16 protein-coding genes are annotated in these 21,513 nt (G+C 43.7%); 1 reads left to right on the top strand and 15 read right to left on the bottom strand.

What is annotated here, in order from left to right:
- Positions 1 to 2 precede the first annotated feature (2 nt).
- From ACOFKR_RS07290 to ACOFKR_RS07340, 11 genes are all read right to left on the bottom strand, one after another.
- Positions 3 to 1,388, bottom strand: coding sequence for a sialidase family protein (locus ACOFKR_RS07290; RefSeq protein ID WP_419803360.1), 1,386 nt, complete (start codon positions 1,386 to 1,388; stop codon positions 3 to 5).
- Positions 1,388 to 2,665 carry an MFS transporter gene (locus tag ACOFKR_RS07295; RefSeq protein ID WP_419803361.1) on the bottom strand — a complete coding sequence of 426 codons (1,278 nt, stop codon included), beginning with the start codon at positions 2,663 to 2,665 and terminating at the stop codon, positions 1,388 to 1,390. The genes ACOFKR_RS07290 and ACOFKR_RS07295 overlap by 1 nt, the downstream gene beginning before the upstream one ends.
- Positions 2,666 to 2,723: 58 nt before the next feature.
- Positions 2,724 to 3,470, bottom strand: coding sequence for a phytanoyl-CoA dioxygenase family protein (locus tag ACOFKR_RS07300; RefSeq protein WP_419803362.1), 747 nt, complete (start codon positions 3,468 to 3,470; stop codon positions 2,724 to 2,726).
- Positions 3,471 to 3,694: 224 nt separating this feature from the next.
- A complete protein-coding gene (locus tag ACOFKR_RS07305) occupies positions 3,695 to 4,363 on the bottom strand; it encodes a carbohydrate-binding family 9-like protein (RefSeq protein ID WP_419803363.1) in 669 nt (222 codons plus the stop codon).
- Entirely contained in the window at positions 4,350 to 5,921 is a 1,572-nt protein-coding gene (locus tag ACOFKR_RS07310; RefSeq protein WP_419803364.1) for a beta-N-acetylhexosaminidase, read from the bottom strand. The genes ACOFKR_RS07305 and ACOFKR_RS07310 overlap by 14 nt, the downstream gene beginning before the upstream one ends.
- 3 nt (positions 5,922 to 5,924) lie before the next feature.
- Entirely contained in the window at positions 5,925 to 7,244 is a 1,320-nt protein-coding gene (locus tag ACOFKR_RS07315; RefSeq protein ID WP_419803365.1) for a sugar MFS transporter, read from the bottom strand.
- A complete protein-coding gene (locus ACOFKR_RS07320; protein ID WP_419803366.1) occupies positions 7,245 to 8,411 on the bottom strand; it encodes an N-acetylglucosamine-6-phosphate deacetylase in 1,167 nt (388 codons plus the stop codon).
- Positions 8,411 to 9,190 carry a 6-phosphogluconolactonase gene (locus ACOFKR_RS07325; protein WP_419803367.1) on the bottom strand — a complete coding sequence of 260 codons (780 nt, stop codon included), beginning with the start codon at positions 9,188 to 9,190 and terminating at the stop codon, positions 8,411 to 8,413. Before ACOFKR_RS07325 ends, ACOFKR_RS07320 begins: the two co-directional genes overlap by 1 nt.
- A gap of 20 nt (positions 9,191 to 9,210) precedes the next feature.
- Positions 9,211 to 10,356 (bottom strand): SGNH/GDSL hydrolase family protein, encoded by a 1,146-nt coding sequence (locus ACOFKR_RS07330; RefSeq protein WP_419803368.1) that lies wholly within the window; start codon positions 10,354 to 10,356, stop codon positions 9,211 to 9,213.
- Between the two features lie 87 nt (positions 10,357 to 10,443).
- Positions 10,444 to 11,934: a RagB/SusD family nutrient uptake outer membrane protein gene (locus ACOFKR_RS07335; RefSeq protein ID WP_419803369.1), complete on the bottom strand. Its 1,491-nt coding sequence runs from the start codon at positions 11,932 to 11,934 to the stop codon at positions 10,444 to 10,446.
- A gap of 11 nt (positions 11,935 to 11,945) precedes the next feature.
- A complete protein-coding gene (locus ACOFKR_RS07340) occupies positions 11,946 to 15,236 on the bottom strand; it encodes a SusC/RagA family TonB-linked outer membrane protein (protein ID WP_419803370.1) in 3,291 nt (1,096 codons plus the stop codon).
- Positions 15,237 to 15,419: 183 nt separating this feature from the next.
- Between ACOFKR_RS07340 and ACOFKR_RS07345 the strand changes: the two genes are divergently transcribed.
- Positions 15,420 to 16,301, top strand: a complete 882-nt coding sequence (locus ACOFKR_RS07345) for an AraC family transcriptional regulator (protein ID WP_419803371.1) — start codon at positions 15,420 to 15,422, stop codon at positions 16,299 to 16,301.
- 219 nt (positions 16,302 to 16,520) lie between these two features.
- Here the strand turns inward: ACOFKR_RS07345 and ACOFKR_RS07350 are convergent, their stop codons facing one another.
- The 4 genes from ACOFKR_RS07350 to ACOFKR_RS07365 form a co-directional block, all read right to left on the bottom strand.
- The gene (locus ACOFKR_RS07350; protein ID WP_419803372.1) at positions 16,521 to 17,876 is read right to left on the bottom strand and encodes a hypothetical protein; all 1,356 of its coding nucleotides are present in this window, start codon (positions 17,874 to 17,876) and stop codon (positions 16,521 to 16,523) included.
- 188 nt (positions 17,877 to 18,064) lie between these two features.
- Positions 18,065 to 19,147, bottom strand: coding sequence for a dipeptidase (locus ACOFKR_RS07355; protein WP_419803373.1), 1,083 nt, complete (start codon positions 19,145 to 19,147; stop codon positions 18,065 to 18,067).
- Positions 19,144 to 20,115, bottom strand: a complete 972-nt coding sequence (locus ACOFKR_RS07360) for a 3-hydroxyacyl-CoA dehydrogenase NAD-binding domain-containing protein (RefSeq protein ID WP_419803374.1) — start codon at positions 20,113 to 20,115, stop codon at positions 19,144 to 19,146. Before ACOFKR_RS07360 ends, ACOFKR_RS07355 begins: the two co-directional genes overlap by 4 nt.
- Before the next feature lie 42 nt (positions 20,116 to 20,157).
- Complete coding sequence (locus ACOFKR_RS07365) at positions 20,158 to 21,462, bottom strand: aspartate aminotransferase family protein (protein ID WP_419803375.1); 1,305 nt, start codon at positions 21,460 to 21,462, stop codon at positions 20,158 to 20,160.
- Positions 21,463 to 21,513: the final 51 nt, after the last annotated feature.

Consider the following 21,513-nt stretch of genomic DNA (forward strand, 5'->3'; position numbering starts at 1 on the left):
TTCTACGTTGGATCAACAATTACTTCACGGATTTTAATGGCTTTCCGCTCTTCGCCTGCCGCATTTTTATATTTAAAATCAGCATAAATCAACAAAAAACGATTATCGCCGGTGGCAACCATTCCGGTATAACCGCAGGAAACCGCGTACTGCACTTCCATGCTTTTGCTATCGTAAGGCAGCATTTCAAAAGCGTCCGTCCAACTATCGGGCAAACCGCTTTTTGAAAACCGCAACTGCACGCCGGGCCTGCCGGACGACAATACCTCAACACCATTTTTGAGTTTTAGCAATCTTGGCAACACGCCCGCGGCTGCGATTACTTCCGGCTTTGTCCAGGTTTTGCCCATATCTGTTGATCGGCTGGCATACATAGGGCCGTTGCCCACACCGTTGGTTACGCCATCGCCATCTGCAGAACGGATGATGCAAATCAGGCTACCATCCGCTAAAACATCATAAGCAGGCTCCGAAAAACCAATCCGGTCGGCAGCAACCGGATCCAAGTTTTTATCGGCTAAAAAAGGTATGCGGCCTTGTATTTTCCAGGAATGCCCGTTATCTGTGGACCGGTAAAAAACAACGCCCATCTGCTTGTCTATTTCGCCGTTGTCTTTTAAATAATATCCCGGATAAACACCTGCAACCAAGGAGCCATCAGTCATGGTGCGCATATCTCCCCACCAAACTACAGGCACCAAATCTTTAGAGCTGTAACGTACCGCTGCCGGATCATTAATGGTTTCCTGTTCGAGTTTCCATTTGTTTTGACCTGAGGATAAGCGATTGATATACACACCATTAACGCCAGAAGGCATATCTTTCAGCCGGTAGAAAGTAAAATTTGTTTTGCGGTACCGAAAGTTGGTTTTGCCAATTGCCGGCGGCATTTTTAAAAGTGCAAGATTAACCGGTTTCGGGTCAACCACGCGCAACTGATCACCGTTTGGTAATGTATATCCGGTTATCAGAGAAGAATCCGGCATGGCCGTTTGCCATGTTTTTCCGCCGTCTGCAGCGGTTTTTGAACCGATGGAAGGCGTACCATAAGAACGGATGTCATCCGCGTGCATACTCCATTGTGCATGAAGATTACCGTTTGATAGATAAGAAATGGTTGGGAACTGGTAATATCCCCAGCCTTCGGGTTTATCGGCAACGGCAACAATTTGCGGTTTGCCAAATTTTAGGTTGAAGATAGTTCTGTTTTTGCGTTGATAATGAAAAGCCGACTGTTGTATTGCCGGGATCCCAAACTCAATTTGCGCAACGGAACGATTTTGTTTTTCCTGATAAATCGATGCTGTTTTTATGCCACTAAATTTAGGCTTGACCGAACTGCACCCGGCCAATAGCAAACAGCAGAAAACAAACAGTTTATTTTTCATTACAATTCGGCTGGCGAGGCAAAAACTGCCGGTTTAGGTTTAACATTATAAAGTAAAACGGCACTGATCAGCATAATCAAAGCCGCAAACTGAAAAGCCACGCTCAGGTTGATTTGCGAATCGCGCAGCAAACCTGCGGCATAAATACCTAATCCACCGATTACGCAGGCGCATAAATTTAAAATGCCGTAAGCAGTTGCCAAATAACGCGTATCGATAATCAGGCATAAAACGGGCATTAAATTGGCATCGGTAAAACTCCGCATAAACACAAAAACCATAAAGCAAATAATGGCAACTAACAGGACATTGGTATAACTGGCCATAAAAATAAAAGGCGCAGCAATCACCAAACCGATCACCGGCAGCAAAATCCTGGCTTTTTTGTTGGATTTGTGCCATTTATCAGCCAAAAACCCGCCTGTAATTACACCAACCAACGATGCCGGATAGATATAACCTGTGGCATATAAACCTGCCGCCGCCTGCGTAACTTTAAAATGTTCTTTGTAATAAGTTGGTAGCCATCCTAAAATCATCCAGCCGACAATGCCAAGTAAACCAAAATAAATTAGGGTGAGGATGTAAGAACGGCTGCTGAAAATATTTTTTAAAGCTGCGCCAAATTGAACGGATGCTGTTTTTATCGGGTAATTTTCGATGTTCAGTTCTGCTTTTGGTGCATCGCGCAGTGTGAATAAAAGTATTACCGAATAGGAAACGCCAATGATCCCGAATAAGCCGAAAGCGGTTGTCCAATTGTGGTTTTCGGCAATCCATCCGCCCAAAAAACCTAAACTGGAGCCTAAAGTAATCCCGGCAATATGGATTCCGGTGGCCAAAGAACGGGTTGAACCTTTGTGATAATCTACAATTAAAGCCAGCGCGGCCGGAATATAACAGGCTTCGCTGATGCCCATTAAAGCGCGGGTAATCAACAGTTGTTCGTAAGTTTTTACATAAGAAGTTGCCAAAGTGATGATCGACCAAACCAGCAGACTACTGATAATCACCCGGCTGCGGTTAAAACGATCTGCCAGAAAACCAGCGGCCGGGCTTAAAAAGCCGTAAACCCATAAAAAAACAGACGTAAGCAGCCCGAATTGTGCATTCGTCATGGGGATGGCTTTTACAACCGACTCGCGCATGGTTGTGATCATCGTTCGGTCTAAGTAATTTAAACAGCCGACCACACAAAGCAATCCAACCGTAAGCCAGGCTTTTGACAAAAGCTTGGGCGTAGTGTTGGTTACAGGAACGGCTTGTGTAGCTAACATTTATTTAGGTTGATAACGGGTTTTATTCGATGTGAAATGCTGTTTTTATGGGGTAAAATTAGGTGGTTGTTGTGTTTAAAGCTTTCAGGTAAGCTTCTTTTGCTGCCAGATCGGGCTGTGCCGATATTCCGAAATAAATCAAACCTAAAGCCTTGCGGGAGCGGTTGGTTGCGTTTGCACCCGCTGCGTGAACGGTCATGGAATGATGGATCAGTAAATCGCCGGGTTTTGCCGGAAATGAACGGCAAGCTGCCCGGTCGTCATCTGTGCCAAAATCTAAAATTGATTGTGAAAACCCTAAAGTTTGTGTGCGGCCATGCGCGCGCATCCCCTTTAAGTGCGAGCCAGTTACATAACTTACACAGCCGTTCTCCTCATCGGCATCTTCCAGCGCAAGCCACATGGTAACTGCCTGTGCCGGATTTAGGTTGAAATAATAAGCATCCTGGTGAGGCGGCGTAGCTTTGCCGATTTTGGGCGGCTTGTTGAAATATTCTACGTTTCTGCCGATCACTTTTTCATCTAAAACAACTTCGGCCAGCCTTTGCAATCTACTGTCGGTCATCAAATCATTAAAAAACGGACTGTATAACTGTAAATCCTGCAACTGTTTCAGCGTTTCCGGATGCTGCTGATCTTCGTAAAAAACCTGTTTTGCAGACATAGAAGGCACAATATTTTTAATACAGTCCCTAAGCTCTTTGAGAATTGCTGCAACTTCTTCCGTCGAAAAAAAGCCCGGGATAAATACATATCCATCGCGGTCAAAACCAGTTTTTAAAATTTCAGTTTTATTGCTTTCCATGAGGCCGAACTAGAAAAAAATTATAAATCAAAGGCATCTTTTCCACATAGCTGTCAGGATGTGGATTATCCAAATATAAAAGCAGGCGCAAGTGCTTTGTACTACTTTTTGCTGTTTTTATAATACTTTTTTTCAGATACGACAATTGCCGATGCTTCTTTTACCGGTATAAAATTTAGGTCGATAAAAGAAGCATCAAATAAAAAATAAAACTGAAAATTTGATTATACCAATTGCAATATACCGAAGTATTTGGGTTGATGAAAATCCGGCTCCGGACTTGTTATTTTATTCCAGGCCAAATAATGCAATGGCTCTAAATCATCTCCGCATTTGTAAAAATTAACTTTATAACTGCCTGGTTTAAAGTTTTTTATATCATTGAAGCAAAAAATTTCCGGTGCTAAAACAATCGTAATTTCCCATCTATAAGTTTTGGCAGAAGGCGGTTTTTCGATCCAGTTTATTTTGCTTTTAATGGTTTGGATTTGCGCTAAATCCAGCTTTTCACGGTTGTGCCGGTTTTTGCCGTAGGATGCCAAACAAGTACTTAAACTGTTGAATTCAAAATTATAATAATTGCCGGAACCATCAACAGCAATAAAAAATTCTACACAACTATCTTTAAAAACCGGATCGTTGGGATGTTGATAAATGGCTTGATGGCTGCTTTCATCAATATAAAATTTAATAATTAAAGCCTGCGGACAATAAGCTGCGACAAAACCGACAGTTGAAATTATCGTCGATTTTCCCCAGCAAACTTCATTGATATGCTGCTTTTCTGATCGGTTTATCAACTCGTCAACTTCATCAAAATCAAAAACATTTTGCAGTTGCAACCGCCTGGCACTGCAAGTTTTATCAGGGATTAAAATATCATTTTGAAGCATTTATATTATTTGGGCTTGATCTTATTTTAGCGACCCGATCGTGAAGGACTTGTATATGTTCGTTCCTGATTTTGTTTTCGGCCTGTAATTCTGCGAGGTAAAAAGTATTTTTATTTAAAGCGATAAAACGCTTGTCCAATTCTGGTGATTTAGCCAAAACGGAATCTAATTTTGTGGCAATTGCCGGATATTGTGCATTGTTAAAAGTATCGGCATTTAGCATAGATTCTATTTCGTAGCATTGCAGATATTGTACCCGGATATCGGTCATCAGTTGCAAATGTGCAAACTCTTCTGCGCCCTTGAGCGGTTTTAACTGCTGTAAAGTTTTGGCAGCCCAAATCGTGCTGTCCAGCATTTGTTTGATCGTTGGCGGATTGGCAGTCATGACTTTTCCCTGCCGAACTTCGTACGGGCAGGCACCAATGGCTTTCCACATCAATGCTGCCTGCGCCGGGTTAAAATCAAAAGTTTGCCGCGCATATTTATCAATAAACGCAGCAATATTTAACGGTACGGGCTTGTTTACACTTTCAAAAAAAGCCTCAAGCAACATATTATAACCGGTAAACGGATAACGGTGGCCGCGCGGATAATCTTCGATAATATCAAAACCACTATTAAAAATCGGATTAAAAAGACCGGTGGTTGACCATGAAGTCAGCACCATGCCCGTATAACCTAATTTCCGGGCGGCAGGAATAAAATTGTGCAAATTGTTAAAATGCAATTGCCAATCCGAGAAGAAATAATTATCCGGGCCAGAACGGATTGCCGGCGCACCCCAAACTTCGTAACCATTTTTTAAAAGGTTGTCCAGGTTGCCAAACTGGTTTAAATCCCAACCATAATTCCAATCGATAAAAACAGTTTCTTTTGGCAACAATTTAATATCTTCAGGATGTTTTAAAGCGATATCTGCCCACAGAACGGGGATTTTGCCAAGCTTGATCACGATATCGCACAGCATCCGGATGTGATCGATATATAATTTGGACAAACCTTCTTCGGCTACTTTTTTCTGACACTTTTCGCAATGGCCCAGTAGGTAAGTTTCATCGCCGCCGATATGGAAATATTTTGATTTGTGTGTTTTAGCCAACTCCGAAAAAAGATCGGTAAAAAGAGCCTTATCGCCCGCTTCTTCGGATGGGCAGACCTGAGAAAAATCACGCTGATCTTCGCGTAAATTGGCAAAACGGAAATTCCTCAAAATATATTCTACGTGGCCGAAACTTTGCTGCAGCGGGATTACGTCAATGTGTAAACTGTCGCAAAATTTCATAAAAGAGCTTATTTCATCTTGTGTATAAGCATATCGGTTGGCAATCAGCGGATATTTGTGAAAAGGATAAGTTGCCTCCCACTCCATAATCAAAGTGTTGATGCCGTTATTTTTAAGTTTTTGAACAAAATTTTTAAGTGCAGGCATTTTGATAACCTGTAGCCGTAAATCTATATGATACCCTTTTACCTTAAAGTTTTTCGTTTCTGTTTGGGCAAAAACTACTTGTAAAAACAGTAAGCAGCAGCCGAAAAGGAGCAGTGTTTTTTTCATTTTTTATTTGAGGGTTGAAAGCCTGGAAAAAATTTGTCCCCTGCGGATCTTATGTCCGTAAGCAGCAAAAAACACCAGGTAAAAATAGCATGGAACCAAAACCCAATAACCGGTTTTTAGCGTAAAACGATCGGCCAAATAGCCGTAGCACAAAGGTAAAATAGCATTACCGCATAAACCCATAATCAAAAATGAAGAACCTTTTTTGGTATATCTGCCCAAACCGGACAAAGCTAATGGCCATATACCTGCCCAAATCAGGGAATTGGGCAAACCCAAAGCTACCAAAAACCAGATTGATAAATCGGTGTGATGGCCAAAAACGCTTACGCTGCCATGCATGAAAATCAGGCAAAAGCTGAAAGTTAAACCTAAAACCGTACAGGTTCTTAACGCATTGACCTGACTAATGAGTTTTGGAATGGTAACGATACCGATTAAATAGCCGCAGATGGTAGCAAATAAAATATAAGATGGAAACACTTTAGCTTCCGGCAAAGTTATGCCCATCGATCCTGCGTAATTGATGACAGTATCCACTGCGATAACCTGCGAGCCAACGTGTAAAAATATGGCAATGGCACCTAAAATCAAGTGCGGAAATTGCAAGATGCTGTTTTTACCTGCCTTAATCTCTGCTTCGTCTTGTTCAGCCTCAATTTCTGGAAGTTTGGAAAAGCGGACAAATATCCCCAGGCAAAAAAGGATTAGGCTGAGGATTGCGTAAGGTAAAACCACGCGGCGGATCAGTTCATCCAAAGCAATGTTTTTGGCACCGGCAGACATGAGCGGCAGTTGCCTGAACAAATCATTATCGGTAACTTTTAGCACTACGGCCGCAAACAACAGCGGTGCCATTACGCCTGCTGCTTTATTGCAAATGCCCATTATGCTGATGCGACGGGCGGCACTTTCGATCGGGCCAAGTAATGTAACATACGGATTTGCAGCGGTTTGTAAAATCGCCAAACCCGTGCCGAGCGTAAACAACCCAGCCAAAAAAATTAAATAAGTACGGCTTAAAGCTGCCGGTACAAAAAGCATTGCGCCGGCAGCCATCACAAAAAAACCGATCATCATGCCTTTTTTAAAGCCTGTTTTTTCAAGGAGGTAAGCGGCCGGCAACGACATGACCAGGTAAGCAATGTAAAAGGCAAAAGCAACCAGATAGGACTGCAGATTGTTAAGCTCGCAGGCAATTTTAAAATACGGAATCAGGATAGAATTGAGCCAGGTTACAAAACCAAAAACAAAAAACATCACGCCAATGGTGAGCAAAGAAGTGCTGCTGTTGCGCTTGGGAATGGTTGCGGTTGTGCTCATTTAGTTTAAATGTTGACCGGCATTAAATAACCCGGAACCGTTTTTATAAGTTGTTATCACATGCAGTTTTTCATTATGTTGACGGAACAAGACCAGGTCTGCCGGAGCACCTTCCTGCAAGCCATTTTGTACCTGGGTTTTGAGTAAACGCGCCGGATTAACGGATGCCATTTTCCAGGCATCGGCCAGGCTATACTGTTTTTGCCGATATAAATTCGTAACCGCTTGCAGCAATGTTTGTGCAGAACCGGCTAAAACACCAGGTTTTCCGGCCAGGTGCAGCTTGCCTTCCGGCGTTAAAACCACACGGCCGCCAACGGGTGTATCGTAATTACCTGCTGGCAAACCAGCCAGGCTTACGCTATCGCTTACCAAAATGGTTTGATCGCCTTTTACTTTTTCAATTACTTTGATAACCGATTTGGGTAGATGAAAACCATCACCAATGATACAGGCCGAAAGCCGCTCGTCCGCCAGCTGGTCCCAGATATAATTAGGATGGCGCGGCAAAACCTGGTGACTGCCATTGCCCAAATGCGTCGACATTTTTGCACCGGCATCAACCACGGCCGCAATTTGTGCGCTGTTGGCAGCGGTATGGCCAATCGCAACTAACACACCTTTTGCTACACATTTTTTGGTAAATGCTACCGCTTCCGGCCACTCCGGCGAAAGCGTTATTATTTTAATTTTTTCTGCTGATGCCTGATAAAATTCCTGAAACAAACCCCAGTCCGGCGCACAAACATATTGCAGGTTGTGTGCGCCAAGCGGTCCTTCTTCCGAAGAAATAAATGGCCCTTCCAGGTGTATGCCGCCAATGCAACTATCCACCAATTCGGATTCAGAACAAGCCTGCGCTATCATACTTAAAGCGTTTAAAATATGCTCCCGGCTATTGGTAATCACCGTTGGGAAATAGGTAGTTACGCCCTGGGCAAGCAGCTGCTTCGTTATGTTGACTACTTCTTTTACCGTTAAATTTTTGTTGTTGAAATCGATGCCGTTATAACCGTTTACCTGCAGATCAACCAGTCCCGGCGCGATAAAAGGAAGGTTTTCGGCTTCTTCCTGCAAAATCCGGATCTTTTTGACGAAGCCATTTTCCACCTCGACCAAAACCGGTTGCAGCGTTTGATAATGTATGCCTTTGACCTGCATTTCCATCAACCTAAAGTATAAGCATCTGTATCGGTAAATAAAGTACAGTTTTGGTGATTGCGCAAAATACTGGCCGGGCAGGCGGCGGTAATTTCTCCGGTCAATACTTCTTTTACCGCCTGTTTTTTGGTTTTTCCGGGAACTGTGCAATACAAATATTTTCCGGACATGAGTGCAGGAATGGTTAAGGTCAAAGCACTTTCAGGCACGGCATTAAAATTGGGGAAACAGCCATCGTTGACCTGTTGCTGCCGGCACGCCTCATCCAAAATAACTTGTTTGACAAGTTTCGGATCAGCAAAATCAGCCACCGGCGGATCGTTGAAAGCGATGTGCCCGTTTTCGCCGATACCCAAACAAACGATATCGATTGCGGCTTCCTCAATCAATCCGGAATACGTAAAAACTGCACTTTCTATTCCGTTTGCATCATCAATTAAATTAATGGTGCGCGGTTTCACTTCTGCAAAAAGACGATCAACCAAAAACGACGAAAAGCGTTGTGGCGCAGCTTCCGGCAAACCAATATATTCATCCATGTGAAAAACATCAATGCGCTGCCAGTCAATGTTTTTGTCTTTTGCCAGATAAGCCAAAACTTCATTTTGTGATGGTGCCGCGGCAAAAATAATGCGTACAATTTCCTGCTGATCGAACAACGTTTTGATGCAATCAGAAACGGCTTTGCCTGCCGCTTCGCCCATTTCTGCACGTGAAGCAAACACTTTTACCTGCAATAAACCAACTTTTGTTTCGATGACCAAACTCATTTTTGTGCTGTTCAATTTTTATGGCGATGCTGTTTTTATCGATGTTTTTTAGGTAAGATTTTGCTTAGCAGTTGTTGATAAGCTTCGGCATAACGCATCATGCCCAAATCCGTCGGGTGTATGCCATCAACCGAGGTGTCCATGTCCTGCTGCAGGTTTTCCATCGGCAACAGGTTTAAATTTTTGATGCCCAGTGTTTGTAAATCCTTAAAAGCGCGGTGGTTGGTTTGATTGACAGCCAGGTAAGCGGCACGTTTTACAGGGTTGATCAGGCCATCAGTATAACCAAAATGATCTGTCAAAATAATCGGTGTATTTGGGTGTTTTACACGGATTTGCTTGACGGCGTTAACCAACCGATCATAAATTTCGGATTGTGTAAACATGTTTTTTCCACCGATCAGATTCGGCAAACAATCAAGTACGTAAACGCTGGCATCAACCTCATTTACCAGGTTCAAGACTTCTTTTTCCAGGCGGCCGGTTCCCGAAAAACCCAGGTTGATCAACGGCAGGGCAAGTTTGCGCGAAAGGATGGAAGTCCAGCACATGCCCGGCCGTGAGGCACAGGCACCCTGGGCAATAGAAGTGCCGTAAACCACTACCGGTTTAACTTTTCCCGGGGCAAACGTCTCAATCAGGTTACTGTCCGGTACGCCAATTTCCAGCCATTTTACACTGTTGTAAAGCGGCAGGTAAAGCCGGTATCCGATACTGTTTTTAGCGTCCTTTTTTTGGGGTTCAAGGTCGGTAAACTTGTATTCGATGGTATCTTTAAAAGCATATTTACCGGCGCACCACAAATAGTTTCCGCTATTGTCAACGCCGTACAAATCAACTCCGCTTACGCCAGTTGCAGGCATGTGCGGCAGAGCCAAAGCACCATCAACCTGATAACGGACAGTGATGGAGGAGGCATTGGTTTTGAACCGGACAACCAAGCCTGCCGATTGCTTTGACAACTTCCAGACTTCCGGGCTTATTGTTTTTTCTGCACGGGCCGGCAAGCGGTCATAAGGTGCTGCAACTTCCTTTGGCCATGCTTGCCCTTCGATTGTATAAACGTTGCTTTTGGCAGGATTCCACCATTTAAAGTTCGTTTGCTTTTGGGCGAAGGCCGAATGGTTCATCAAAACCAATAGTAACAATATTACAGGCTTGATGTGGTTGTTCAAATTCATTTTGAGTTGATGTATGCTTCTTTTACCAGGATAAATTTAGGCTAATAAAAGAAGCATCAATTATAAATAATCACAACTGCATAAAATTTAATAACCCGGATTTTGCGTGACCATCGGTTCCAAACTCAAAGTAAGGACGTTGATTGGGTGCAGCAACAAATAATCCTGGCCTTTTTTAGCTTGTAAAGAAGGCACCAAATCAAACGCTTTGCCGAAACGTACCAAGTCAAACCAGCGTTTACCTTCATAAGCCAGCTCAAACAAACGCTCTTTTAAAATGGCATTGTCATTGGTTTCTTTTGTCCCGTTCACAAAAATGTGTGTGTTGTATGCCGCGCCATAAGCACGCTGGCGTACTAAGTTAATTTCTGCCGACGGGTTTTGGCCTAACGCGTTTTCGGCTTCCGCTTTCATCAGCAACACATCAGCATACCGGTAAAGGATAATATCGCCCGCAAAATAACGCGTGCCACTTACCACGGTGCCAACGTTTTTGTTGATCACGGCAGCATAAAATGTTTTGGCACCGGTTGTTGCGTTAATGTTGTTTATTTCGATAAAAGTGGCTGCACGGCGTTGGTCGTCCGTGGTGAACTGGTTACGGACTAATGCCGAAGGCGACCAGATATTGTTGCCGCCCAATTGCCCGACAGCCGCTTTTGCAGCCGGATCTACATTGGCGGCAAAAGCAGTGGTTACCGGCAAATAACCGTTAAAAAAGTAGTTGTCAACCGATTCTGTATAATTATAGTTTACGGCCATCAGCACTTCCTTGTTGCCCTTATTTGCATAATCAAAAATGCTTGGAAAAGAGGGCAACAAAGATACATCAGCAGTTTGGGCGGCGTTGCAGGCATCAAGTGCTGTTTGCGCGTCGGCCGTTCCGCCGTTCATGCGTTTGGAAGTCCACAGATAAATATTTGCTTTTAAGGCGTTGGCTGCAGGTTTAGACCACAGGTTTCTGCCCGTTTGAAAAGTATTTGCCGAAAAAAGGGTCACGGCTTTGTTGATGTCCGCTTTGATCAAGGCAACAACATCCGTTTGCGGGGATTTTGCAATTTGCACGGTGTTGTAATCGTAAGATTCTAAACCCAATGTTCTGATGGGCAAATCGCCCCAGGTCCTGGTCATTAAAAAATAAACGTATGCCCGCATAGTGTATGCCTGTGCCAGGTAATCATTGCGGCTGGCTTCGGTTGTAAACGTGGCCGACGGTGCATACTTGATGATGAGGTTTGCTTCGTTTATCACCCTAAAATAGTTGACCCAGGTAATTTGCGGCGTGGCAATATCAGGCGTGAGCGTATTGTTGTAGTAGCGGTCGTAGCCACCTGTTCCGGCCAGCCCCTGAGCCACGGTTTCCCCTCTTAACTCGCCTAAAGCAAAGCTGTTGAAGCTTGTTTCGTTGCGCAGCAAAATATACATGCCGGTATTTGCAGCCTTTACATCGTTTTCTGTTTTAAGGAAAGATGCGCTGGAAATACTGCTGATCGGTGCCGTGTCCAACGTTTTGTTGCAAGAAGTTAAAGTGATGATTGCGGCCAGTACCGGATATAGTTTTTTATACAGTTTGTTCATGATTGTAAGGATTAAAAGGTAACGTTTGCACCAAAAATAATACTGCGGGCAACCGGATAGCGGCCATAATCACCGCGTAAACTGGAACTGGTGGTAAAACCGCCATCTTCCGGGTTTAAGCCTTTATAGTTGGTAAAATAATGCAGGTTGTTGCCGGAAACATTAAACCTCAAGCCGCTGATTTTTATTTTTTTCAATAGCGAAGCCGGTATGGAATAGCTTAAAGTAAGTTCCCGAATGGCCAGATAATCACCTTTTTCTACATATTGGCTGCTGATGCCGGTCACTGCATTTCCTCTTAAAATATTCTGGGCAGAAGAAGCATCAGAAGGGTTGTATTTCGGGATGTTGGTATTGTCTCCGGTCTGTTTCCAGCTTTGGTTCAGATAATCCTGGGTTGGGGCGATGTCGCCTCCATAATTTCCGTCTAAAAATGCCCTGGAATAATTAAAAATACTGTATCCGGTACTAAAGTCTAACCTGCAATAAAGACTTAAATTTTTGTAGCTTATGGTATTGGCAAAACCGCCGGTCCATTTCGGGAACGGGTTGCCGAGGTAAACTTTGTCGCGCGTATCAATAATGCCGTTGCCATCGGTATCCTGCCAGATCACATCTCCGGCATGTTTGGTTTTTACGGCCCCGATTACGTTGTCGGTAGGGGCTTTTGCTGCATCAGCATCGGTTTGGTAAATGCCCAAAGCTTTATAACCGTAAATATCCCCTACACGGCCACCTTCAATTAAACCATTGTTTGCGGCTACATAAATGTAAGATTTTGATTGCGGATCGTAAACCTGCAGGCCACCTTGTCTGTTTCCGGGAACACCTGTTGGCGGCAAGCGCAAAATTTTGTAAGCATTTTTTGAGGCATTAAAAGAAGCATTCCAGGTAACTTTTGATGTGGAAGGCAAAATATTGGCGTTTACCTCAAACTCAAACCCTTTGTTTTCAAGGCTGCCCAAATTAGTTAAAATGGCAGAATATCCTGTAGATTGCGGCGGCGTAAGGGTAGTGATCAGGTCATCCGTTACTTTGCGGTAATAATCGAACAAAAAGGAAACCCTGTTCTTGATCAACCCAATATCTGCGCCTACATCCACAGTCCTGGTACGTTCCCATTTCAGTTCTGCATTAGGTATGGTTGTGGGCACAATGCCAACTGTACCGTTATATCTTTGCTGGCCGGTTGTGGTAGGCACGGCGTATTCCCCCTGTGCCTGGTAGTCAGACAGCAATCCGTTGGCACCGATATTGCCATTTACACCATAGCTTGCGCGGAGTTTGACACTTAATAAATCCGCCGGCAACGCATCCCAGAATTTTTCTTTGTTAATCACCCAACCGGCTGATATTCCCGGAAAAAATCCCCAGCGATAATTAGTCCCCAGGTTAGAAGACCCGTCATAACGGCCGTTAAAAGTCAGCAGGTATTTCTGGCCATAATCATAATTTATCCTACCGATGTAACCCGGCAAGTTTAATCTGGTTATCGTATTTGTTACGTTGGTAAATGTTGAAGAAGCGTTTAATGTAGGGATTAAATCTGTTGAGGCACCCTGGCCGGTCACAGCAAAATTGTTTATTGTCCTGGTGTAATAAGATAAACCGGTTTTGGCTTCAAAATGATGATTGCCAATCGCTTTTATATAATTCAGAAGTGCATCAACCTGATACTGGTCTGTTCTGATGGTAGAATTACTGGCAACGCGTGTGGTAATCAATGCGGCCGGGCCCGGGCCGTTTTGGTACGATGGCTGGAAAGTACGGCCGGAGTTGTTGACCCTGTAAAGTGAAATCAGCGGGTCAAAAGATAAACCATCTATAATAGTCCATTTTCCGCCAAAACTATAATTTGAAGTTTCATTGCCAAACTTGTTAACCTGATTTGGCAATTGATAAGCCGGGTTGCCAACGCCTTGTTGCTGCCCTGGTGCTAACGTGCCGTCTTCAAAAGTGTATTTTGCAGTGGCCGGTAATCCGGCATAACGTAAAAACACCAACTGATCTGCCAGATAGGCCGTATTACTGGTAGAGTTGGTATAATAAACCCGGCCAAAAACATTGATATTATCTTTAATCTGGTAAGATCCGTTCAAATTAAACGATAAGCGGTCGTATTTTGTAGTGATAACCGTACCGTTACTGTTCATGTAACCGATACCGGCGTTAAAAGTTGCTTTATCGCTTCCGCCGGAAAAATTAACATGGTGGTTGTTAGAAACAGCTGTTTGATACAACACATCGTTCCAGTTGGTTTGGCTGTAAAGCAGTGTTCTGGACGCATCCAACGGATCCTGCATACTTTGCCAGCCTTGGTTTAATTTATAGCGGTTGGCATCTGTTAAAAGCTGGGTTGAAAACGCGGTATTATTTGTTAAATCATTACCAATGCCCAAACTGGTGGCCCCGTTTGCACGTGCGTTAAATGTTGCCTGGGTGATGTAACCATTGGTCAATGCCTGCTGCAAACCCAAGCGGCCATAATATAAATAGCTACTTGCATTGGCCATATTATAGGTTTTATTTACATCACCAACAGTTAAATCATAGTTATAAGCAATACTTGTTCTGCCGGATTTGCCGGTTTTGGTAGTTACAATTACCACACCGTTGGATGCCCGCGAACCGTAAATCGACGTTGCTGCTGCATCTTTTAACACCTGTAAACTCTCAATATCTTCAGAACTGATGTCGTTGATGTCGTACCGCTGGATACCATCTACCACATACAAAGGGCCGCCGGAATTAGGGTTGTTGATGGATGTTCCGCCACGGATAATAACGCGTGCCGCTGCGCCCGGCTGGCCGGTTGTGGTTTGTACCCGCACACCGGACAATGTACCTTGCATGGCGGTTGTTACGTTGGCGTAAGGAATATTTTCCAACACTTTGTTATCTAATTTAGCAATAGAGGTTGTTACCGTTGCCCTGGATTGCGAACCATAACCTACCACAACCACTTCAGAAAGCTTGGTTGCATCATCATCCAGGGTCAAATTAATAACAGTACGGCCGTTTATGGCTTGCTCAATCGGTTTAAAACCAATATAGCTGTAAACTAAAATTGCATTGCTGCCGGCAGAAATACTGTATTTCCCGTCCGTATCAGTTACAACGCCGGTGGTTCCGCCTTTAACTTTTACGGTTACACCAATAAGCGGCTGGTCCTGCTTGTCCCGCACTGTACCGGAAACCCTAATCAGTTCCTGTGCAGATAAAATACCCGATAAAAACAGCATCACCATAAGCAGCGGCAGTTTTTTCCTAAAAATTTGAAAGCGTAAAATTTCAGAGATCATATGCAAACGATTAAAAGTGTGATTGATAATGCGGTACGGCCAAAAGCATCGCGTGCCCGGTGTACCAAATGTAGTTGGGCAAAATTCAATATGTTGCTATTTTTGTTTGTATTTGTGATACTATTTTTCAAATTTGAATGTGCTGCTTATTCTATAATATTTTTTTAATTGTAAATTGAGGGCATGAAAATTATTGAAGCCCGGTTGCCGCAGGAGTTCGACAAATCATTCATTGTTTTTCAGGAAAAAGGAAAATTTTTTCCGGCCCCGTGGCATTATCACCCCGAATATGAGCTGGTGCTGGTAAACAAAAGTACCGGCAGGCGCATGGTTGGCGATCATATCGGTTATTTTGAAGAGGATGACCTGGTGTTTATGGGTTCGCGCCTGCCGCATGTTTGGGTAAACGATCAGATGTTTTTAAAAGGAGAGGCCAATTACCCCGCCGATGCGATTGTGATCCAGTTTGTAGAACACTTTTTAGGGGATAAATTTTTGGATATCCCGGAACTGGGCAACTTCCGCCGCTTTCTAAAAACTTCGGAAAGGGGCATGGTGCTGAAAGGAAATACCAGAAAAAAAATTATCCGGCTGATGCAGGACATGCTGCCCATGAACGGGATCCAGCGGTTATCGGCATTGCTTGGCATCTTTGAAATCCTGTCTTACACTTCCGAATACGAGTTGCTGGCCAGCCCGCAGTTTATCCAAAGTTTTCAGTACGAATCCCCGGGAAGGTTCAAAAAAATCACGGAATACATCATGCAAAACTTTAATAAAGACATCAACCTGCCCGATGCTGCATCTGTGGCCAACATGGGTTTAACGGCTTTTTGCAATTATTTTAAAGACCAGTTCCGGCTAACTTTTGTGGAATATTTAAACACGGTGCGCATTGGCCACGCGTGCAAATTACTGGCCGATGACAAAAACAACATTGTAGAAGTGGCTTACGAGTGCGGTTTTAACAACCTGGCCAATTTTAACCGCCAGTTCAAAAAGATCAAAAACACTACACCGAGCGATTACCGCAAACTGTTGCACACCGAACATTTGAACGATTGATTTAAAAGCAGAGCTGCGATGCTGTTTTTATGCCGATAAAAACAGCATCGGCTCAAAGCCTATTTGATTTTTATCGAAAAGATTTGTAAATGCTTCTTTTATCACCTAAAATTTGGTGGTTTTTTTGAATGTGTTTTTCTGTTGATGACCATTGAAAAACCAAAATTTATGGCATAAAAGAAGCATTGTAAATTTGTCGACTAAAATTTAAACAAGTAGTTAAAACTTGCCGATCAATTCTGACAACTGTTTTTGGATGATTTCCTCGGCGGCAACTTCTAAACAACTGGTCCGGCACAACCAGGTTTCGTAACCGCCACGTTCAATTTCGTGTTCAGGGCAAACATAACCAACATATCCATTGGCCAAAGTGATGGTAAAATAGTGCTGGTTTTTATCTTTTAAAGTCAAACCGGTTTCGGCAAAAAACTCTCCGCCCAGGCCACCGATCACCACGTCCCCGATCTTAAAAGCTTGTACCGGAAACATAATTGTATCCGGAAATTCGTTCAGCAAAACCAGTTCGCGGGCATAAACTTTTCGCATGGTTTCGTAATCAATCCCCTGCAGCTGTTCATAATTGCTATTTGCCACAATTTTTTTGGCCGAAGCAAGCATTGCCGCGTCCGGTTTGCGGGTCCTGATCGGCACATCTTCATATTGTACCAATAAAAGAAGCTCCGTTTGCCAGTTGATCTGCTGAACCGATTGAAAAACTTTTTCGGCCAGATTTCCGCCTATCAAACGGCTTTTTTCAAAGTTTTCTTTTGGGAAGCGATTGCTGTTCAAAAAATCCCAAATGTTGGCGTCGCCGCTGGTGCCGTTGCTCAGCATTCCCACAAAACTGTCACCAGCTTTAAGTTTTTCTTTAAGCTGATCGGAAAATTCACCAAAATAGTCCGAACTGATCGTACCGCTTTGCCAATCGCCCACATAATGCATGGAATAATTTCCGAGGATGCCCAGCCATACGTCATTTTCGTTTTTAACAGCAAGGTAGCACAATTGCGCATCCGGTTTCGATACCGGCGCAATGATCTGACCTTCAGCACCAAAAGGATTTGTTTTAACCTGGTCCAAACCGTCGGTGACCGGATTTTTAGCTTCGTAACCATCTTTCATCCGGTAACGGCGGCACAAAACATATTCAGGTACATCAACGCTGCCGAAACCGATTTTTGCGTTGACCAGGTTTTGCCACGCCTGCACAATTGCCTGAACAATCAACGCAGGTAATTTTTCGCGATAAGGCAAATCTGCATTGCCCAGCAGCAAGCTTTCTATCGAACCTGAAGCATGTGTATGTGTGCTGGAAATCAACATATTTTGCGGCAAAATACCGGTTTGCCGCTGTACCAATTGTTTCACTTCATCCAAAAACTCACGCCGCATCGCACAAATATCCACCACACAAATAGCAACAGTGATATTTCCGCTTTGCAAAACCAATGCTTTTGCAAAAAGGTTATCGTGAATATCGGTAGCATAATGGGTGATAAAATCCCCGTTGATCAATGTGCCCAGCGGAGGGGTGATATTTACTTTTGAAGCTCCGGCTTTGATTTTTTCCTGCATAAAAGAAATATAATTTTCGGGCCTGTTTAATTTTTATCTGATGCGTTTGCAATGCTTCTTTTATCACCAAAAAAATGGTAAAGGTTTAGTTTTGGATTGATAAAAACTGAATGCGAATACCAATTTTTAGTTGATAAAAGAAGCATGTTATTTTCTCCCTGAAAATATAAAAACGCATCGGTTATTTATCAGTTTAAAACTTTCCTGAAAAGCCGAAGCCAGTTTTTACTAAAAATATTTTCGATATCCTGTTCGGTATAACCGCGTTTAGTCAAAATCTGCTGATATGTTTGCAGGTCCGCAATCGAATCTAAATCCCAGGGCGATTGTTCCGTGCCGAAATTTCCGTCCAGATCACTTCCGATGGCTACATGTAAACTGTTGCCGGCAAGCTGGCAAATATGGTCCCAGTGATCAACCAGGTTTTCCATGCGGATATTTAGCTGCCATGGGTCGGAAACGGCATCGATAAAACGCGTGTCCATCGCCCAGCAATCCAGCATACCGCCGATCACGGCATCGCGTTCAATCAGCATTTTAATGTTTTCATCCGTTAATTGGCGTTGGGTTGGCGCAATTTTACGCACGTTGTGGTGGCTTGCCCAAACCGGGCCTTTAAACGTATTTAAAGCTTGGATAAAACCTTCGTCTGTTAAATGGGTAACATCAAGCACCATATTCAAGCTGTCCATTTCTTTTAGCAGTTCAAACCCCGATGGCAAAATCGGGCCTTCCATTTTGGTTCCCGGCGCGTATCTGCCCGCCCCGAAATGTGATAATCCTACCGCGCGCAAGCCGTAGTTGTATGCTTTTTCGAGGTAAGAAATATTGACTAAGGAATCTGCGCCTTCCAAACTTAAAATATAACCAATCGGCTTGTCCTCGTCCGAAATTTCGGCGTTTTCCCACAAAGCCAGATGATTGTCTAAACCAATTCCTGTGGTAATCTGTACCATTTCGCTCAATGCTTCCATTTCGCGGTACCAGGCCAATTGTGCCTGCGTCATGGCCCAGGCCTGCTGCGGCGAATTCCATCCGGATATAGACATGCCAAAAGAAGTACAGCGGGAAAGTTGTGTGGCAATGACCAGTCCGACGCGGCCTTTACGTAATTCGGGCAGGCAAACGGTACCGCGGCCACGGTCGTTTTTGTCTTTCAAGTGCATTTCCTGCAATCGGATTTCGCTCAACGGCCGGGTTAAATCGCGGTTCCATTCGATGGCGTTCATGGCCAAATCCAGGTGCGCATCAATTAGGAATGGTTTTTTCATGGCAAAACTACAGGAATAACCGCTTTGGTTTTGGGTTGATGGTTAAATGGATATTTACTGATGATTTCCCTGATCTGATAACTGAATTTCCGAAAAGCTGCTTCCCATCCGGCTGCTTCTTCAGGCGTATAATCGTAAAATCCTTTACCGGTTTTCATTCCTTTTTCAGCCTGATAGACAATGTCCAGGCAAAATTGCGGGATATGCGTATCTTTTGAAAGTTCGGGGTTCAAATCCTGCATCACAATGCCGTACATATAAGTCCCCATTAAATCCATATACCTGAAATTACCTGCAAAAGGCAAATAATAACCGGCATCGTTACGGCAGGCGCGGTCAATATCTTCTATGGTAACATATTCATTTTCAATTAAATAGAAAGCCTCCCTCATTAAAGCCATCATCATTTTAGAGCGGATGCCGCGGTTTCTTTTTAAAATATATGGATCTTTTTGCCAGCATAATTTTGCAGTTTGATAAAACTGATGTGCCAGTTTAATATCTGTAAAAGAATTGGTAATGATTTCGAGGAAAAAAGTAGTGTGGGCAGGTTCTGTCCAGTTGGCACCGATCAATCTTTCCGGATGTTGGGCGTGTTGCTGTAAAGCACTCAGCGTAAAACTTTCTGTGTTGATGGCAATCAGCGTATCATCGGGCAGCTTGCTTTCCAGTTCCCGGATCAATGCTTCTTTTACCACTATATTTTCAGCGGTGATGGCGATGGCGATGTCAAAAGCAACAGCATTGCCAATTATGCTTGTTATGTTCAAATTTCCTGTAGTGATCAGCCTGCCTTCGTTTTTATTTGAATCGCTGATATGCAGGTTGATCTTTTTTAACGCATCGGCTTTAGAGGTACATAAAAGCGTTACCAAATGGCCGGCCTGCAATAAACAAACGCAAAGGCTAAAGGCTGTTGGATGATCGCCTGCTACTAAAATATGTTGATTTTTGTGGTTTAAATCCATAAACAAAATCTATGCTGATCAGGTGTTGGTTTAATAGATAATTTACAGTTCTGCTAAAACTTCCGATGCTGTTTTTATCGCCTGTTTTATGTCGTCTTCGGTATGTACCGCACTGATATACCACAAACCGCGGCCAATAATCCGGATGCCTTTGCGGTGCATTCCGGCTATAAACTTTCCTAAAAGTTGTTTATCGGGGATCAACGTATCGCGGTAATCTTTAATTTCTGTTTGTTCTGTAAAAGCGATAGTAAACATCGGTCCGGGGCCTTGTACCAGCATTTTATGGTGATGTTTTCCGGCGGCTTCCCGCAAACCTTGCATCAATTTCTGTCCCAAGTTAAACATGCGCGGATACGGGTTTTCCTGTTGTAAAACTTTTATGGTGGTCAACGCTGCGGCAATGGTGGCATTACTCGAATTCATGGTTCCGGCATGAATCACTTTAGATTGTTCGATCACATCCATCCAATCTTTTTTACCTACAATTGCACTTATCGGGTAGCCGCTGGCCAGTGCTTTGGCAAATATGGAAATGTCTGGGCGGATGCCAAAATAAGCCTGCGCGCCGCCCAAACCTAGCCGGAAACCGGTAATTACTTCGTCAAAAATCAAGGCAATATTATATTGTGTGCAAATTTCCCGCAATCCCTGTAAAAATCCTTCAGCCGGTAAAATACATCCGTTGTTACACATAACAGGTTCTGTAATAACGGCCGCCAGATCCTGATGATGCCTGGCGACTACAGTTTTTACCAGCTCTAAATCGTTCCAGGGCAAAATCATAAATTCTTCCCGCGTACTTTCAGGCAACCCGGCACTCCAGGGATAAACATTTGGATTTTCCCTATCGCCCAATGCTTCTGCCGAAGGTGTGGACAAACCCCAGGAAACATTGTCCAGCCAACCATGGAAATGCCCTTCAAAACGCAGAAACTTTTTACGGCCGGTTTTTGCCCGCGCTACCCGGAAAGCGGTGTGCACCGCTTCCGATCCGTCCAAACAAAAACGCAACAGTTCTGCCGAAGGGATCAGTTCATTTAATTTTTCGGCCAGTTCAATTTCCCGGATATGCTGCCCGGCAAACAACTGTCCCTGAGCAGAATAAGCCGTAACCGCTTCTGCAACAGCAGGATGTGAATGGCCTAAAATCAGCGGTCCCTGGCTAAGAGTGAAATCCAGGTATTCGTTGCCGTCAGCATCATAAATACGGCTTCCTTTACCATGCGTATAAAACATGGCGTGCGGATAATTCATTTTCCGGAACTCGGAAGAAACGCCTCCGGCCATAACTTTTCTGGCGCGTTCCAGCAAGGCTGCCGACTTGGAATAGTCAGTGTTTTCCATTTATGTTTTTTGTGTTTAGGTTGAGGACGGCCCTGCAAAAAAGTACCGGTA

It is taken from the genome of Mucilaginibacter sp., assembly GCF_965201005.1.
Classification (GTDB): domain Bacteria; phylum Bacteroidota; class Bacteroidia; order Sphingobacteriales; family Sphingobacteriaceae; genus Mucilaginibacter_A.